At 40.5% G+C, this 16,756-nt stretch carries 16 protein-coding genes; 10 read left to right on the top strand and 6 right to left on the bottom strand.

What is annotated here, in order from left to right:
• The first annotated feature begins 8 nt into the window (after window positions 1-8).
• From hyfB to hycI, 10 genes are all read left to right on the top strand, one after another.
• Window positions 9-2,030, top strand: a complete 2,022-nt coding sequence (gene hyfB, locus KKW16_RS07490) for a hydrogenase 4 subunit B (RefSeq protein WP_215768145.1) — start codon at window positions 9-11, stop codon at window positions 2,028-2,030.
• 9 nt (window positions 2,031-2,039) lie between these two features.
• Entirely contained in the window at window positions 2,040-3,002 is a 963-nt protein-coding gene (locus tag KKW16_RS07495) for a respiratory chain complex I subunit 1 family protein (protein ID WP_005640537.1), read from the top strand.
• A 9-nt stretch (window positions 3,003-3,011) separates the two neighbouring features.
• Window positions 3,012-4,457, top strand: coding sequence for a hydrogenase 4 subunit D (locus tag KKW16_RS07500; protein WP_005640539.1), 1,446 nt, complete (start codon window positions 3,012-3,014; stop codon window positions 4,455-4,457).
• 10 nt (window positions 4,458-4,467) lie between these two features.
• A complete protein-coding gene (gene hyfE, locus KKW16_RS07505; protein WP_048953577.1) occupies window positions 4,468-5,106 on the top strand; it encodes a hydrogenase 4 membrane subunit in 639 nt (212 codons plus the stop codon).
• A 4-nt stretch (window positions 5,107-5,110) separates the two neighbouring features.
• Window positions 5,111-6,649 (top strand): hydrogenase 4 subunit F, encoded by a 1,539-nt coding sequence (locus tag KKW16_RS07510; RefSeq protein ID WP_048953579.1) that lies wholly within the window; start codon window positions 5,111-5,113, stop codon window positions 6,647-6,649.
• A gap of 19 nt (window positions 6,650-6,668) precedes the next feature.
• Window positions 6,669-8,399, top strand: a complete 1,731-nt coding sequence (locus tag KKW16_RS07515) for a hydrogenase large subunit (protein ID WP_005634689.1) — start codon at window positions 6,669-6,671, stop codon at window positions 8,397-8,399.
• Between the two features lie 9 nt (window positions 8,400-8,408).
• The gene (locus KKW16_RS07520; protein WP_005626087.1) at window positions 8,409-8,984 is read left to right on the top strand and encodes a formate hydrogenlyase complex iron-sulfur subunit; all 576 of its coding nucleotides are present in this window, start codon (window positions 8,409-8,411) and stop codon (window positions 8,982-8,984) included.
• On the top strand, window positions 8,981-9,757 hold the full coding sequence (locus KKW16_RS07525) for an NADH-quinone oxidoreductase subunit B family protein (protein WP_005626090.1): 777 nt from the start codon (window positions 8,981-8,983) through the stop codon (window positions 9,755-9,757). Before KKW16_RS07520 ends, KKW16_RS07525 begins: the two co-directional genes overlap by 4 nt.
• Before the next feature lie 262 nt (window positions 9,758-10,019).
• Window positions 10,020-10,427 carry a formate hydrogenlyase maturation HycH family protein gene (locus KKW16_RS07530; RefSeq protein WP_215768146.1) on the top strand — a complete coding sequence of 136 codons (408 nt, stop codon included), beginning with the start codon at window positions 10,020-10,022 and terminating at the stop codon, window positions 10,425-10,427.
• Window positions 10,420-10,878 (top strand): hydrogenase maturation peptidase HycI, encoded by a 459-nt coding sequence (hycI, locus tag KKW16_RS07535; RefSeq protein ID WP_215768147.1) that lies wholly within the window; start codon window positions 10,420-10,422, stop codon window positions 10,876-10,878. Before KKW16_RS07530 ends, hycI begins: the two co-directional genes overlap by 8 nt.
• A gap of 83 nt (window positions 10,879-10,961) precedes the next feature.
• Here hycI and KKW16_RS07540 read toward each other — a convergent pair whose 3' ends face one another.
• The 6 genes from KKW16_RS07540 to KKW16_RS07565 form a co-directional block, all read right to left on the bottom strand.
• On the bottom strand, window positions 10,962-11,909 hold the full coding sequence (locus KKW16_RS07540) for a ribose-phosphate pyrophosphokinase (protein ID WP_215768148.1): 948 nt from the start codon (window positions 11,907-11,909) through the stop codon (window positions 10,962-10,964).
• Window position 11,910: 1 nt separating this feature from the next.
• The gene (gene ispE, locus KKW16_RS07545; protein ID WP_215768164.1) at window positions 11,911-12,852 is read right to left on the bottom strand and encodes a 4-(cytidine 5'-diphospho)-2-C-methyl-D-erythritol kinase; all 942 of its coding nucleotides are present in this window, start codon (window positions 12,850-12,852) and stop codon (window positions 11,911-11,913) included.
• Window positions 12,853-12,863: 11 nt separating this feature from the next.
• The gene (lolB, locus tag KKW16_RS07550; protein WP_288144747.1) at window positions 12,864-13,484 is read right to left on the bottom strand and encodes a lipoprotein insertase outer membrane protein LolB; all 621 of its coding nucleotides are present in this window, start codon (window positions 13,482-13,484) and stop codon (window positions 12,864-12,866) included.
• Window positions 13,485-13,555: 71 nt separating this feature from the next.
• Window positions 13,556-14,806 carry a multifunctional CCA addition/repair protein gene (locus tag KKW16_RS07555; protein ID WP_215768150.1) on the bottom strand — a complete coding sequence of 417 codons (1,251 nt, stop codon included), beginning with the start codon at window positions 14,804-14,806 and terminating at the stop codon, window positions 13,556-13,558.
• A 6-nt stretch (window positions 14,807-14,812) separates the two neighbouring features.
• Window positions 14,813-15,424 (bottom strand): TIGR04211 family SH3 domain-containing protein, encoded by a 612-nt coding sequence (locus tag KKW16_RS07560; protein ID WP_215768151.1) that lies wholly within the window; start codon window positions 15,422-15,424, stop codon window positions 14,813-14,815.
• Between the two features lie 67 nt (window positions 15,425-15,491).
• Entirely contained in the window at window positions 15,492-16,754 is a 1,263-nt protein-coding gene (locus KKW16_RS07565) for an inorganic phosphate transporter (RefSeq protein ID WP_140578102.1), read from the bottom strand.
• Window positions 16,755-16,756: the final 2 nt, after the last annotated feature.

Genomic DNA, 16,756 nt, shown 5'->3' on the forward strand with positions numbered 1-16,756 from the left:
GTGAAATTATGAGTTCTTCAATCAGTTTACTCATCACGTCCTTGTTGATTTATGTCGTTGGTGCGTTTATTTCTCTCGCTGTGCGAAAAAATGAACAACTTTCAATCAATATATCCGGCGTGACCGGTGTACTTGGTGGCTTGTTAGGCATTGTTGCCTGCATTCCCGTGCTTATCAGCAACGATACGGTCGTTGATGTGTTTTCAACCCCTTTCGACTTCGCCCAATTTTCAATCCGTATTGACGGATTAGCTGCGTTTATGGTGTGTGTAATTTCTTTAATGGTTATTATCACCGCACTTTATTCCTTTTCCTATGTGAAAGAATACATTGGCAAAGGCGCTGGCACGATGGGCTTTTTTATGAATTTGTTTATCGCCTCAATGGTTGCTTTAGTCACCAGCGATAACGCTTTCTACTTTTTAGTGTTCTTTGAAATGATGTCTTTGGCATCTTACTTCTTAGTACTAACCGAACAAGATGACAACGCAACCAATGCGGGCTTGTTGTATTTCTTCATTGCTCACGCTGGTTCTGTGTTGATTATGATCGCTTTCTTTATTTTCTATTGCTACGCAGGTAGCTTTGAATTTGAAGCCTTCCGCCACACCGAGCTTTCAATGCCTTTAGCCTTTACGGTATTTATCTTGGCATTTCTTGGTTTTGGCGCAAAAGCAGGGATGATTCCATTACATAGCTGGCTACCAAAAGCTCACCCAGCTGCGCCTTCTCATGCTTCTGCGATGATGTCTGGTGTGATGGTTAAAATCGGTATCTTTGGGATTATCAAAGTTGGTATTGATCTACTTGGCGCACACAATATGTGGTTTGGTGTGATTGTGCTTGCTTTTGGCGCAGTTTCTTCTGTGCTTGGTGTACTTTATGCTTTAGCTGAACATGACATCAAAAAACTTTTGGCGTATCACACCGTAGAAAACATCGGCATTATTATGATGGGTGTGGGTGTCGGTATGATTGGTATGGCAATCCATAACCCTGTACTTGCTATTGTCGGTTTACTTGGCGGTTTATATCACTTACTTAACCATGCAGTATTCAAAGGCTTATTGTTCTTGGGCGCTGGTTCTGTGATGTACCGTTTACATTCAAAAGATATGGATTTAATGGGCGGACTTGGCAAATTAATGCCATTTACTGCTTTCTGTTTCTTGATTGGTACCATGGCAATTTCTGCATTACCACCGTTTAACGGTTTTGTGAGTGAATGGTTTACTTATCAATCTTTATTCAGCCTAAGCCAACACAATGATGTGGTATTACGTATCGCTGGCCCTGTTGCAATCATTATGCTTGCCTTAACAGGTGCACTTGCCGCACTTTGTTTCGTGAAAGTGTATGGTATTAGCTTTGGTGGTGCACCACGCAGCGAAAAAGCAGCACATGCACGCGAAGTGCCAAAACCAATGGTGATTGCAATGGCAATCTTGGCATTATTCTGTGTACTTTTAGGCATAGGCGCTTCTGTGGTCACTCCAATTATTGCCAATATTGCAACCGCACTTTCTCATAATGACATGCTTAATTTAGCAGAAAATGGCGTAGTGGTAGCAAGCAATACACCGAATACTGTGCTTTCTACACCAATGGTGAGCATTATGTTGATTGCATTCTTTGTGTTGCCGTTTATGTATTACGCTTACACCAAAGGCAATCGTATGGCAGATCGTGCAAAAGGCAATCCTTGGGCTTGTGGTTATGCTTACGAAATGGATATGGCCGCATCTGCGGGTAGTTTTACTCGTCCGCTTCGTATTATCTTCAAACCACTTTATACCTTGCGTCAAGTGCTTGATCCTGCGCCTGCTGGTGCAAAAGGTATCAATGCATTAATTTCAGGTGCGACCAAAACAGAACCATTCTGGGAAGAAAAAGTAACAATGCCGATTGCGCATTTTATCCCATGGTTAGGTCGTAAAATTCAATGGCTACAACAAGGCGACTTCCGCGTTTATTGCATTTACTTCGTGATTGCCTTAGTTGTGTTATTACTTTCCATTGCGTTGATGTAGGAGGAAATTATGATTTCATTACCTTCAGAAATTTCCACTTCCGCTGGAATGTTCCTTTTAGCCATTGTGCAAGCGTTAATTCTTCTCGCTTTGGCACCGCTCTTTTCAGGCATTTCACGGATGATTCGGGCTCGTATTCAATCTCGTCGTGGCCCGGGCTTGTTACAAGATTATCGCGACATTGCTAAATTAATGACACGTCAAAATATTTGGCCAGATAATGCGGGTTGGGTATCTCGTGCTATGCCTTATGTGTTAATTAGCACAGTCATGGTGGTTGCAATGAGTTTACCCATGTTTACTCATCACTCACCGTTTGGGGCAGGCAGTGATTTAATCACCGTTATTTATTTGTTCGCGTTGTTCCGCTTTTTCTTCTCAATTGCGGGTTTGGATTCTAACAGTACTTTTTCAAGTTTAGGTGCAAGCCGTGAAGTGACATTAGGCGTACTTGTTGAACCAATCTTAATGTTGGCATTCATTGTGATTGCTTTAATTGCAGGTTCTACAAATTTTGCAGTAATTAGCACCGCACTTTCTAGCCAACCTTGGCAATATCCTGTTGCAACAGTAATTGCCTTAGTTGCCGCCGCTTTTGCGATCTTTATTGAAATGGGCAAAATTCCATTTGACTTGGCTGAAGCAGAACAAGAACTTCAAGAAGGCCCACTTACTGAATATTCAGGCCCTTCTTTCGCCTTATTGAAAGTCGGTTTGAGTTTAAAATCAATGGTGGTTGCCTCTATCTTTGTGAGCGTGCTTTTCCCATTCGGTGCAGCACAAGAGTTCACGGTAAGTGCGGTTATTTTAGGTATCGTTTCTTTCTTTGTGAAATTGCTCGTGGTATTTATCGCCGCATGTGTGTTTGAAAACACATTGGCACGTACCCGCTTTATGCTAACAGGACGTTTAACTGTGGTCGGTTTCGGCATTTCAGTGTTGGCGTTTGTGTTTTACTTCACAGGATTGTAAGGAGGAAATATGGAACGTTTAGCACTAATTACAATCATTTTGCCGTTTGTCGGTGCGTTTATTGTGGGGGTGAACAAACAATCTTTCCCAAAAATTGCCACAATTTTTGCCGCACTTGCTACCCTTGGCACACTTGCTGTGGCGGGGCAGTGGTATGCAAATGGCGCACAATCTGTCACCTATGATTTAGTTAAATTTGGTGATACTGCAATCTTCGGCGTGACCTTAGATGCAGTAAGTACGTTAATTGCCTTTGCCGTTGTGGGTTTAGGTTTCTTAATTTGCTTATATTCTTGTGGTTATTTAACCGATAAAAACCGCGAACATCCGCATAACGGATTACCTCGTTTTTATGCTTTCTTATTGATTTTCATCGGTGCAATGGCAGGCTTGGTGTATTCATCAACTTTAGCGGGTCAGTTGCTTTTCTTTGAAATCACTGGGGGATGTTCTTGGGCATTAATCAGCTATTATCAAAGCCAAAAAGCAATGGCGGCTGCGATGAAAGCGTTGATTATCACTCACGTAGGTTCATTAGGTTTATACCTTGCTGCGGCTTATTTATTTAGCCAATCTGGCACATTCTCTATCACGGCGTTAGAGCATCTTGCGCCAGAAGCGAAAACTATCGTGTTGTTTGGGGTGATGTTTGCCGCATGGGGTAAATCAGCGCAACTTCCAATGCAAATTTGGTTACCAAATGCGATGGAAGCACCAACACCGGTCAGTGCGTATTTGCACGCGGCATCAATGGTAAAAGTGGGCGTCTATATTTTCGCTCGTTCCGTGATGTCAGCTGGTGAAATTCCGCACATTGTGGGTGAAGTGGGAATTGTGATGGCAATGATTACATTGATTTATGGTTTCTTAATGTACTTGCCACAAGCAGATTTAAAACGCTTACTTGCGTATTCAACTATTACTCAACTTTCTTACATTTTCATCGGGCTTTCTCTTGCAGCATTAGGTTCTAAATTAGCCTTTGTTGCAGCGATTGCTTATATCTTTAACCACGCCTTTGCGAAAAGCTTATTCTTCTTGGTTGCAGGTTCATTGAGTTATGCCACAGGTACACGTTCAATGCCTCGCTTACAAGGGATTATGCGCACCATGCCTGTGGTTGGTACAGGATTTGGTATTGCCGCGTTGGCTATTGCTGGTGTGCCACCATTTAATGGTTTCTTCAGTAAATTCCCATTATTTGCCGCAGGTTTCGACCTTGGACAAGAATATTCATGGGTAACTTGGTTAATGGTGATTGCGTTGATTGAATCTACGGCAACATTTGTTTGGTTGCTTTATAAATTTGGTCAATGTGTTATCGGTAAACCATCTGAAGATGTGCAAAATGCGCAACCATTGCCATTCTCTATGACATTTGTTTTAGTGATTTTAATGGTGATGTCTGTGTGTTCTAGCTTTATCGCTGCCTATTGGTTAGGCCTTGCGGGTTAAGGAGAGAATTATGTTAATGATCAATGTATTAGCGAGTTTGCTCATCATTACATCGCTTTGTGTCATTATGGCAAAAACCGCAAAAAAATCCGCGTTGTGCTATGGCTTACAGTCTTTTGTATTGGTGGTGTTATTCGTTTATTTGGCATTTGAAATGCAAGCTCACGAACTTTATATGTGGTCCATTAGTGCATTCATCACGAAAGTATTATTAGTGCCAGGAATTTTAATCTTTTCTTTACGAAAAATTGACGAAAGTCAAACTCCTGCAGGAATGAATGTCGCTTGGTTGATCCCGATCACATCTATCATCGTTTGCTTATGTTACTTTGTTGTCATTCCAGTGAACTTACCGTTAGTTGAACATTTAAAACCAGCATTGTCAGTATCACTTAGCCACTTCCTTTTAGGTTTAGTGTGTATTGTGAGCCAACGCAATATTGTGAAACAAGTTTTCGGTTATTGTTTAATGGAAAACGGTGCGCATTTAACGTTGGCTTTACTTGCCAACAATGCGCCAGAATTAGTTGAAATCGGCATTGCCACCGATGCGATTTTTGCAGTCATCATTATGGTGGTGTTAGTGAATAAAATTTATCGCACTTTCAACACTGTTGATGCTAAACAACTTATGAGTTTGAAGGGGTAACGCTATGTATGAACAATGGATAATCGCGTTATTAGTCGCACCTTTAGTCATCGCTTTTGAAAGCTTTGCACTACGCGGAACAAAAAATCGGACAGTTTGTACCGCATTCCATGTTACCGGGTTAATTTTGATGTTGTTCTTTTCCGTACAAGTCATTTCTGGCGTGTTGGAAAAAGGCAGTATCAGTGCATTTAACAACTGGGTGTATGTTGATAGTCTTTCTGCCATTTTCTTAGGCTTAATTGCTGTAGTGGGTTCAATTGCTGGGGTGTATTCCATCGGTTATATGAACACAGAATTGGAAGAAGGGCATATTGATTTTAAAACCTATGCTCATTACCACGGTTTCTTACACTTATTCTTCTTTACGATGATTGTGTCAGTTATCACCAATAACTTGATTTTAATGTGGGTTGCAATTGAAGCGACAACATTAAGCTCTGCGTTTTTGGTCGGTACTTACAAACAAAAAACATCCCTTGAAGCCGCGTGGAAATACATCATCATCTGTTCTGTGGGCGTTGCCTTCGGTTTATACGGCACACTTTTAACCTTTGCTAATGCAAATGGCGTGCTTGCCGATCCAAGCCAAGCGATTTTTTGGTCAGCAGTGAATCAACAAGCCACTGGTTTAAACCCAATGTTGATGTATATCGCATTCGCTTTCGTATTGATTGGTTTCGGCACGAAGTGCGGTCTATTTCCAATGCATACTTGGTTATCAGACGCACATAGTGAGGCACCAAGCCCAGTGAGTGCAATTTTATCAGCGGTGTTATTAAACTGTGCAATGCTTGTGGTGTTGCGTTACTACACATTGGTTTCAAAAGCGGTTGGCGCAGAATTTCCACAAACTTTAATGTTGATCTTTGGTTTACTTTCAGTGCTTGTGGCGGCGTTATTTATCATCGTGCAATTTGATATTAAACGTTTGCTTGCTTACTCAAGTATCGAAAATATGGGCTTAATCAGCTTTGCTTTCGGTCTTGGTGGCCCAATTGGGGTATTTGCAGGTTTACTTCACACCATCAACCACAGCCTTGCGAAAACCTTATTATTCTGTGCATCGGGTAATATTCTATTGAAATATAAAACCCGTGATATGAATCAAGTGCGTGGATTATGGCGTGTTGCACCAGTGAGTGCGGTGCTTTTCGCTGGTGGTGCGTTGGCATTGGGTGGTATCCCTCCATTTAACGTATTCGTGAGTGAATTTAGTGTTGTGGTTGCAGGGATTACAGCGGGTAAAACTTGGTTAGTTATTTTATGCTTAATTTTACTCACTATCGTGCTTGCAGGACTTGCCTTAATGCTATTAAAAACAGTGCTTGGCAAACAACCTGATAATGTGGAAGCAGGCGAAGTTAGTAAAGTCTCTTTGGCGGCAATGGCCATACTATTGTTGTTAATGTTTGTAATGGGTATCCATATTGCAGAGCCAATCTTGCAGTTACTAAAAAGTGCGGTAGGAATTGTGCTTGGATCTGAACATGTGTCCTTTGGCGATATGCTAGTTTTACCTTGGCAAAGTTTAGCGAAATGATCGACAACTGGGGGAAAAAATGGAATTAACTAAAAATACATCGGTCGATCCGGTAAAAATGCTCGGCAAAAATTATATTGAAGCCGTTAATGCAAAATTTCCGAATACAATTTTAGATGAGGAGTGGTCTACACCGAATCAAGTCACTTTAACAGTGAAAACCAATATGTTACCTGATGTGGTGGAATATCTTTACTATCAACATGAAGGCTGGTTGCCATTAGTTTTTGGTAACGATGAACGCTCAATTCATGGTCATTATGCCGTTTATTACGTGCTTTCTATGGAAGGTGTGGTCAAAACTTTTGTGACGATTAAAGCACTCGTAGATCCTGTTACGCTGGAATTTCCTTCCGTAACACCGAAAGTCAAAGCGGCGGTGTGGGGCGAACGTGAATTATTTGATATGTACGGTTTAAAAGCCGTCGGTCTTCCCGATCAACGCCGTTTAGTGTTACCAGATGACTGGCCAGATGATCTTTACCCATTACGTAAAGATTCGATGGATTACCGTTTGCGTCCAGATCCAACTACGGCAACGGAAACCTATGAGTTTATTAACGAAAAAGGCGAAGCGCGTATTGTGCCTATCGGCCCTCTCCATATTACATCTGATGAACCGGGACACTTCCGTTTGTTTGTCGATGGGGAAGATATTATTGATGCGGACTACCGTTTATTCTATGTACACCGTGGTATGGAAAAATTGGCAGAAACCCGAATGGATTACGATCAAGTCAATTTCTTGGCTGACCGTGTGTGCGGTATCTGCGGTTTTACCCATAGTGTTGCTTATGCTAACTCTGTCGAAAATGCATTAGGTATTCAAATTCCTGAACGTGCACAATGGATTCGTGCAATTTTGTTGGAAGTTGAACGCTTGCACAGTCATTTATTGAACTTAGGTTTATCTAGCCACTTTACTGGTTTTGATACAGGTTTTATGCAATTCTTCCGTGTTCGTGAAAAATCGATGACACTTGCAGAAGTGCTTACTGGTGCACGTAAAACCTATGGTATTAACTTAATCGGCGGTGTACGCCGCGATATGTTGAAACACCAACGTGAACAATGCATTAAGCTTATTGCAGAAATGCGTGAAGAGCTTAAAACTTTGGTAGATATTTTACTCAATACGCCAAATATGGAACAACGTACTGTGGGCGTAGGAGTGCTTGATCGTCAAGTTGCGCGTGATTTCAGCCCAGTCGGACCGATGATTCGAGGTTCCGGCTTCGCACGTGATGTGCGTAAAATTCATCCCTTCTCTGGCTATGGCGATGTACCATTCAATATGTTCACCGAACAAGGTGGCGATGTCATTTCTCGTGTGAAAGTGCGGGTAAATGAAGTATTTGAATCCATGAATATCATTGATTATATGGTAGATAACTTGCCTACTGGTGCGATTATCACTGAAGGTTTCAATTACACCCCTGGACGTTTTGCGTTAGGTATCACGGAAGCACCGCGTGGTGAAGACATTCACTGGTCAATGCTTGGTGATAACCAAAAATTATATCGTTGGCGTTGTCGTGCAGCGACTTATGCAAACTGGCCAACTTTACGTTATATGTTGCGTGGCAATACAGTATCAGATGCGCCGCTTATCATTGGTAGCCTTGACCCTTGCTATTCTTGTACTGACCGTGTGACTGTGGTGGATGTACGTAAACGAAAAGCACAAACGGTTTCTTATAAAGAAATCGAACGCTACGGCATTGAACGTAAAAATTCACCATTAAAATAGGGGGGCACAATGTTTAAATTACTTAAAACCGTATTAAATGCGGGGGATGTTACCACTAAATATCCGTTTAAACCCTATGAAGTTGATCCTGATTTCCGTGGTAAACCAGAACTGAATTCTGATCAATGTATTGTTTGTGCAGCCTGTACAATGGCGTGTCCGGCTAATGCGCTTACCATGCGTACCGATCCAGAAACAGGCGAACGTACTTGGTCATTATTTTTAGGCCGCTGCATTTTCTGTGGCCGTTGCGAAGAAGTTTGCCCAACAAAAGCCATTCGTTTAAGCCAAGATTTTGAATTATCAGTCAGCAATAAACAGGATCTTTATCAAGAAACAACCTTCACTACAACGATTTGTCATCAATGTGGTCAGCCTTTTGTTTCTCATAAAGAACTCAATTATGCAGTGGATTTATTCAAACAAACATTGGATAACGATGAACTGGTTAAACATAAATTAGCGGTGCTCAACACTTGCCCAACCTGTAAACGCCAAAACAGTTTGGAAAAAACCGCCGATATGGAATCCAATATGCGCGTGAAATTGGCGTTATTTGATCACGTTAGGGAGATTGCAAGATGAACACACAAATCCCAATGCCCGTGAATGGTATTTCAACGCCATTTAGTGTGGATGAAAACATTGCGAAAATGAAACAAACTTTGTTGAAAAATATTCAACGTTCCGCTTATGTTTATCGCGTTGACTGTGGCGGTTGTAATGGTTGTGAAATTGAAATTTTTAGTACTATTACACCAACCTTTGACGCAGAACGTTTTGGGATTAAGGTTGTTGCATCACCTCGCCATGCGGATATTTTATTATTTACTGGCGCGGTAACTCGTGCAATGCGTACACCGGCAATGCGTGCTTATCAAGCTGCACCCGATCCAAAAATCTGTATTTCTTATGGTGCGTGCGGTTGTGGTGGCGGTATTTTCCATGACTTGTACTGCGTGTGGGGCGGTAGCGATCAAATTGTGCCAATTGATGTGTATATTCCTGGATGTCCTCCAACTCCAGCTGCGACTATTTATGGTTTTGCAATGGCACTAGGTTTACTTGATCAAAAACTCAAAGGTAAACAAGAAATTGCCGATCCTAATGCTGAGGCTAAATTACGTTTCCCAAATATTCCATTAGATTTACGCGTGGAATTAGAACGTGAAGCGCGTCGTTTAGCGGGCTATCGACAAGGTGGAGACATTGCTAATCAATTTATGAGTATGATGTCTGAAAAAGATCAGGTTCCATTTGGTGTTCGCCTTGGCGAATTTTTGGAACGTGAAGCAGATCCACGCTTGAGTGAAATCGTAAATCGATTACATGCAATTAGTATGCCGTTTTCGGGATAGTCTAACGATTGCTAAATAAACTAATAGCTCCGTTTTGATTTCTGCCAAATCTCCCCTTACCCCTCTTTGCTAAAGAGGGGAATAAGAGCGGTTGATTTTAATCTAGTTTTCTGCATTAACAACAGAAAACTAAAATGAGAGAGAAGTTCTTTATTGCTAAAGAGAAATCCCCCTCTTTAGCAAAGAGGGGTAAGGGGAGATTTGGCAGTATTGATTAGCGAAGAAATTACGTTATTACTTTACAAGTTTTATAGGACGTACCATGACAACCCAAGTTTTTTTCTATTTACTCAATGAGCGTTTTGTTGACAACGATGAGCAAGTCCCAGAGCAAGCCAAGCAAGTAATGTATTATTCCCTTGCGATTGGTCATCATGTTGGTGTAATTGATTGCTTTAAAAAATTACTCATCTGCGATTATGCAGATTACCAACGTTTTGTAGATACCTTCCCTGAAGGGGATGCAAAACGTAAGTTTGCGGGTTTAATGAAATTTGGTGAAATAGTGATTGATTCAAGTCATGTGAATTTATTGGCTAAGGCACTTGATGAAAATAGAGCCAATTTTTCTCCGGAACATCAAAAATGGGTCGATATTTTAATGGACACGCTTGCTTCCATCCAGCGTGAACCTGTGATGTATATTATGGTGAAACGTCGTGATGAATGAAAATGTAATCCTAACTGTTGGTAACACAATGATGGGCGATGATGGGGCTGGTCCTTATCTTGCTCAGCTTTGTAGTGAAAATCCGTTGCCAAATTGGACCATACTTGATGGCGGTTCAGCACCAGAAAATCTTGTGCATCAGATCCGAGCCATGAAAGCAAAGCGTTTAATTATCTTTGATGCAACAGAAATGGAACTGCCCGTTGGCAAAATTCGCATTATCGACAAAGAACTTATCGCCGAAATGTTCTTCGTCAGCACGCATAATTTGCCACTTAATTTTTTAATCGAGCAATTAGAGGAAGATATTCCTGAGGTTATTTTTATTGGTATTCAACCCGATCTTGTTTCTTTTGGTTTTCCGATGAGTGAAGCTGTAAAAAGTGCGGTGGAGTTTTTCTATGGATTTCTAAAAGAGGATGGTTCGTTAAACGAAATTGCAAGATTATAAAGTGCATCTCAACAAAAGTGGGAATTTCACAAATATTGTTAAAATTCCCACAATTCTTAAAGATCATTGTCTAGCATTTTAATTTAATTAAACATAGCTGAAATTGACTCTTCATTACTAATACGACGGATAGCTTCAGCAAGCATTGCAGATAGAGTAAGTACGCGTACGCGACCTAATGCTTTGATTTCATCAGAAAGTGGGATTGTATCTGTTACAACGATTTCATCAATAGCGCCACTAGCCAAATTTTTCGCGGCAGCACCAGAGAATACAGCATGAGTCGCATAAGCAAATACGCGTTTTGCACCACGTTCTTTTAATGCTTCAGCTGCTTTGCAAAGCGTACCACCTGTATCGATCATATCGTCTACAAGAATACAATCGCGACCTGCTACATCACCAATAATATGCATTACTTGTGCTACGTTTGCGCGTGGACGACGTTTGTCAATAATAGCCATATCGGTATCGTTTAATAATTTAGCTACCGCACGAGCACGTACAACACCACCAATATCTGGAGATACAACAATTGGATTTTCAAGATCAGATTTTTTCAAAATATCGTGAATCAAAACTGGAGAACCAAATACGTTGTCGACTGGAACATCAAAGAAACCTTGGATTTGTTCTGCGTGTAGGTCGCAGGTTAATACGCGGTCAATACCAACAGTTGAAAGTAAATCTGCCACAACTTTAGCGGTAATAGGTACACGTGCTGATCGTACGCGACGATCTTGACGAGCATAACCAAAGTAGGGAACAACAGCCGTGATACGACCTGCAGATGCACGACGTAATGCATCCACCATCACAATCAATTCCATTAGGTTATCATTGGTTGGTGCACAGGTTGATTGTATAATGAATACATCTGCACCACGCACATTTTCATTGATTTGAACTTGGATTTCACCATCACTGAAACGGCCAACAGTGGCATCGCCTAGTGAAATATATAAACGTTTAGAAATATGTTTTGCAAGTTCTGGTGTTGCATTACCCGCGAAGAGTTTAATGTCAGGCATTTTATAAAACCTCAGGTTTAGATTGTCGATGAGTATGAATTGGTGATAGCTGCTTCAACATTGCGAGCAAGGGAGAAACATTGAGTCCTTTAGCGATAAAGCCAAAAAATTCTTCTGGTTTTTGTCTAAGTACCGCTTGTGCCTCTGCTTCATGATCAAATTCAGCAAAAACACATGCTCCCGTTCCTGTTAATCTTGCCGGCGCATATTGTAGCAACCAGTTTAGCGCTTTTTCAACGTTTGAATAATGATTTATCACAACTTTTTCGCAATCGTTTACATAAGGCTCGCTCAAAAGTTGTTTTAGGGATTTTTTCGGTGTATTACGTGGTAAATTTGGATCTTGAAATATGGCAGCTGTCGATATTGAATCATCGGGTTTTAATACAACAAACCATTTTTCAGCAGGTTCACAATAAGTGATTTTTTCCCCGACACCTTCAGCAAAAGCAGCGTGTCCATGTATAAAGATTGGCACATCAGCGCCTAGTGTTAATCCTAATTTTGCCAGTTCATCAATGGATAAATTGGCTTGCCATAAATAATTTAATGCGACCAATGCGGTTGCTGCATTAGATGAACCACCACCAACACCGCCTCCCATTGGAAGAATTTTATCTAAATGAATATTTGCACCCAATTGAATATTGGCTTTTTCTTGTAAAAGTTTTGCAGCTCGATAAATCAGATTATCTTCCGTTTTTAGATTTGGAATTTCTGGGGTTAAAAGAATTTGATTATCTTCTTCACGGATACTCATTTCTAACCAATCGCCGAAATCTAAAAATTGGAAAAGTGTTTGTAATTCATGATAGCCGTTCGACAATTTTCCGTTGATATAAAGAAATAAATTCAGCTTGGCTGGGCTAGGGAAGCGCAATGGTTTCCCATTTGATTGTGTGGTATTTTGACAAAGTGCGGTAGAAAATTGATGTGATTTCATTAATGTATTCATTAGTAAATCCACTCATCTACGCGAATCTTTAGAGTTTGTTTCGTGCTGTCATTTTTTAGTAGAATATTTTCAGGCATCGAATTATTTGAGTGATAAGTTAGATAATCTGCTGTCCATTGAGAACCATCCACATGATAAGTAAATGCGCCAAGTAAATGGTTGGTACCGACTTGATAATCTGCATTTATTGCAGGTTGACCTTTTAACCAATAAGCTAAATGCTCTAATGGCACATCCATGCCAATGATCTCTTGTAATAGTAGTTTAGCATTGGCTGCAGATTGTTGATTGCCGTTGTTATCGGAAATTGTCATTCCACTTTGATGCATTTGAATCCAAAGAGTAGATTTACTGATTAAAGAATAGAGTTTAAGCGTATAAGATTTTGGATTTTGGTATTGCCATTCAAAGCGGCTAGAAAAACGTTCTGTAGGACTGATATAACCAATTTGTCCTTTGGCTTGATAGGATTGAATTTTTTGAATCTTTTGTAAATGCTGTTGCCATGTAGCGTCAGCTTTATCGATGTATTGCACGTTAACTGGGCGTTCAGCATCCATCGTACAGGCTGTAAGTATGCTGGTTACAAAAAGTGCGGTGAGAAATTTAAACGTTTTCATATTATTCATCAAGTTAATAAGCTCGCGTATTTTAAGGATTTAGTTGAATTGAGTAAAGTTACTTTTATTTGTTAATTTTTTGGGTAATTTGCTTTTGTTTGTTTAACCGCTAAGATTCTTCGTTTCGTCAATTCATTTCTGATTTCTTGTTTCTCAAATCCATCTGCAATAACTTGCTGGACATCTACTTCATTGGCCGATTGTAATAATTGATTGACGTAATCTATTTGTGGATAGTCTTTATTTTTAAAACCTGTTCTACCTCGAGTATCAGCTAGACATACTTGTAGAAATTCTTGAAAGCGTTGAGGTTTTCTCCACACATCAAAACGATTAAACAGCGTTATGACGGTTTCAGCCCGAAGCTCAAAGGCTTTGTGAATATGTGTATGAAATTCACAAGTCAGTTCTGCAAGTTCTTGAAAATAACTTGGCACTTTCAAGCGTTTGCTCAATGTTCTAGTCGGTTTTATGCCAGCTTGTTCATGCCCATAATGATGAGGAAGAATATTTTGAGGTGTAAGAGGCTTGCCAAGATCATGACAAATTGCGGCAAAACGGACCGCACTTTTATTTAAGATAGGGTTATGTTCAGTCAAATTAACCGCTTGTTTTAATACCAACATGGTATGAATAAAACTATCCACTTCTGGATGATGTTTTACTGGATTTGGCACACCATAAAGGGCATCGATTTCAGGAAATAAAACTCTTAATGCGCCTGTTTTATGTAAGGTTTCAAAATAAATTTCAGGATTTTTTTCGTTTAAGGCTTTTTCTGTTTCTAACCAAACTCGTTCCGCCGTGAGATGTTGTAATTCTCCCGATTGTGCAAGTTCTGCCATTAGGGATAGCGTTTCCGATGCGATTTTAAAACCGAGAGAATGATAACGGGATGCAAAGCGTGCCACACGCAAGACACGTAAAGGATCTTCTGAAAAAGCTGGAGAAATATGGCGTAAAATTCGATTTTCTAAATCTTGTTTTCCTCCATAAGGATCGATAATTTCACCGTCTTCGCTTTGAGCCATGGCGTTAATAGTGAGATCTCGTCGAATTAAATCTTGTTCTAATGTAATTGTTGGGGAGAAATCACAAATAAAGCCAGTGTAACCTGCGCTAGATTTACGTTCTGTTCGGGCAAGCGCATATTCTTCTTTTGTTTTAGGATTGAGAAAAACCGGAAAATCTTTGCCTACTTGTTGATAACCGAGAGAGAGTAGCGTAGCGGGGGTTGCATCTACCACAATCCAATCACGATCTTTTACCGGTAAACCCAATAATTGATCGCGAACAGCCCCACCAACTAAATAAACTTTCATTCGTGATTATGCCCAGCCATCGCGACGGCGACGTTTTGGTAAAACATAAGGAATAAGTAAGCCGAAGAGTAAGCCTACGCCCAATACTGAACCGCCATAAATAAACCATTGGATAGCAATTTCTCGTTTACCTGCATCAAGCATCGCTTCTAAATCACGATTTTTATTTTTGGTCATTTCAAGTTCACGTTTCAATTGTGAATTTTGTTCTAAAAGATCTGCACTTTGTTGCTCAGCTTGTTTGGTTCGACGTTGCATTTCTACGGTACGCTGTTGCCAATCCCCATCTAAACGACTAAGTTTTAAGGTTAATTCTTGAACTTGAGCTTTTAATTTTGGATTTTCTTCTTTACTACTTGGCGTGTTGCTTAAGTCTGAATTTAAAATCCAAGCTTCACGATTTTTATTGTCGCGAATGAGTGTGTATTTGCCTTGACGATCTAATACATTCACCTCTTCGCCCGCTTGAATTGAACCTGCAATTTTAAATTGTTCACCAGCACCGCGGCGTAAGAATGTACTAAGATTTTCTGTAACATATTGCGTTTCTGCGTGCGCAGTTGCAATACCTGCACCAAGTAAGGCGCAAGATAAAAGTGTATTGTAGATTTTTTTCATGCTTTCTCCTTAAAAATAAAAACAACAAAAGTGCGGCTGAATAAACCGCACTTTTTGTTGCAATAAATTAATTAAACACCGTACGCAGTAAATAGAAGATAATAATTGCGAAGAATGCGCCGGCTGGTAAAGTGATTATCCAAGAACTAATAATATTTCGGATAACCGTTAAATTGAGTGCCGCGATACCGCGAGCAAAACCGATACCTAAAATTGCCCCAACAAGTGTTTGTGTTGTTGAGATCGGCAAGCCTGTACCGGATGCAACTACAACCGTCATCGCAGTGGCAAATTGAGCGGCAAAGCCACGGCTTGGCGTTAAATCGGTGATCCCAGATCCAACAGTCGCCATCACTTTTTGTCCCATAGTAATTAAGCCTACAGCAATACCTAATGCACCTAATGGTAAAATCCACCAAGTTAAGGCTCCGCCTGAAACAATTTTACCGCCTTGTTCAACGATAGATACAACCGCTGAAAGTGGGCCAATTGCATTAGCTACATCATTCGAACCGTGAGCGAAAGCCATCGCACAGGCTGTTAATAACATTAAAATGCTGAAGACTTTTTCTACCGCACCAAAAGTCCCTTTGCTTGCCGATTGAGTGAATGTTTTGCTTTTAAAATAGAAATGGAAAAACAACATGCCTACAAGGCTAATGATAAGTGAAATAACCAAAGTTTCTTTATTGGAAAGATTTAAACCAACATGTTTTAAACCTTTTGTCATTGTTACGATACACAGCACAAATACGGTTATCCCCATGTAATAAGGACCATATTTTTGTGCATTTTTCAGAGGGTGTTCGGTATCAAAAATAAGTTTTTGTGTACTTGCAAAGATTGCATAAGCGAGAATACCTGCGATGACTGGCGTGATGAACCAGCTACCAACGATGCTACCAATATTTGACCAATCTACTGCGCCAGGGCCAATCGTAATGCACGCAAATCCAATAATTGCACCGATGATCGTGTGAGTACCTGAAACCGGCCAGCCCATTTTCGTTGCGATAAATAACCAAGCGCCAGATGCAAATAAAGCAGAAAGCATACCCAGTGCTAAAATATCGGGCGTATCAACAAATTGCATTGGATCGATTACGCCACTTTTAATCGTTTCAGTTACTTCACCACCAGCTAGATATGCGCCAGCAGATTCAAAAATTAACGCGATAATAATTGCTTGTTTGGCTGTTATAGTACCGGATCCTACGGATGTCCCCATTGAGTTTGAAACATCATTGGCTCCAATACCGAAAGCCATAAAAAAGCCGAAGGCTGCTGTAATCCACACCAACCATGAACCATATTGACTAATAACTTCCATAG

Origin of the sequence: Haemophilus sp. SZY H8, from assembly GCF_018829755.1 — a bacterium.
GTDB classification, from domain to species: Bacteria; Pseudomonadota; Gammaproteobacteria; order Enterobacterales; family Pasteurellaceae; genus Haemophilus; species Haemophilus haemolyticus_K.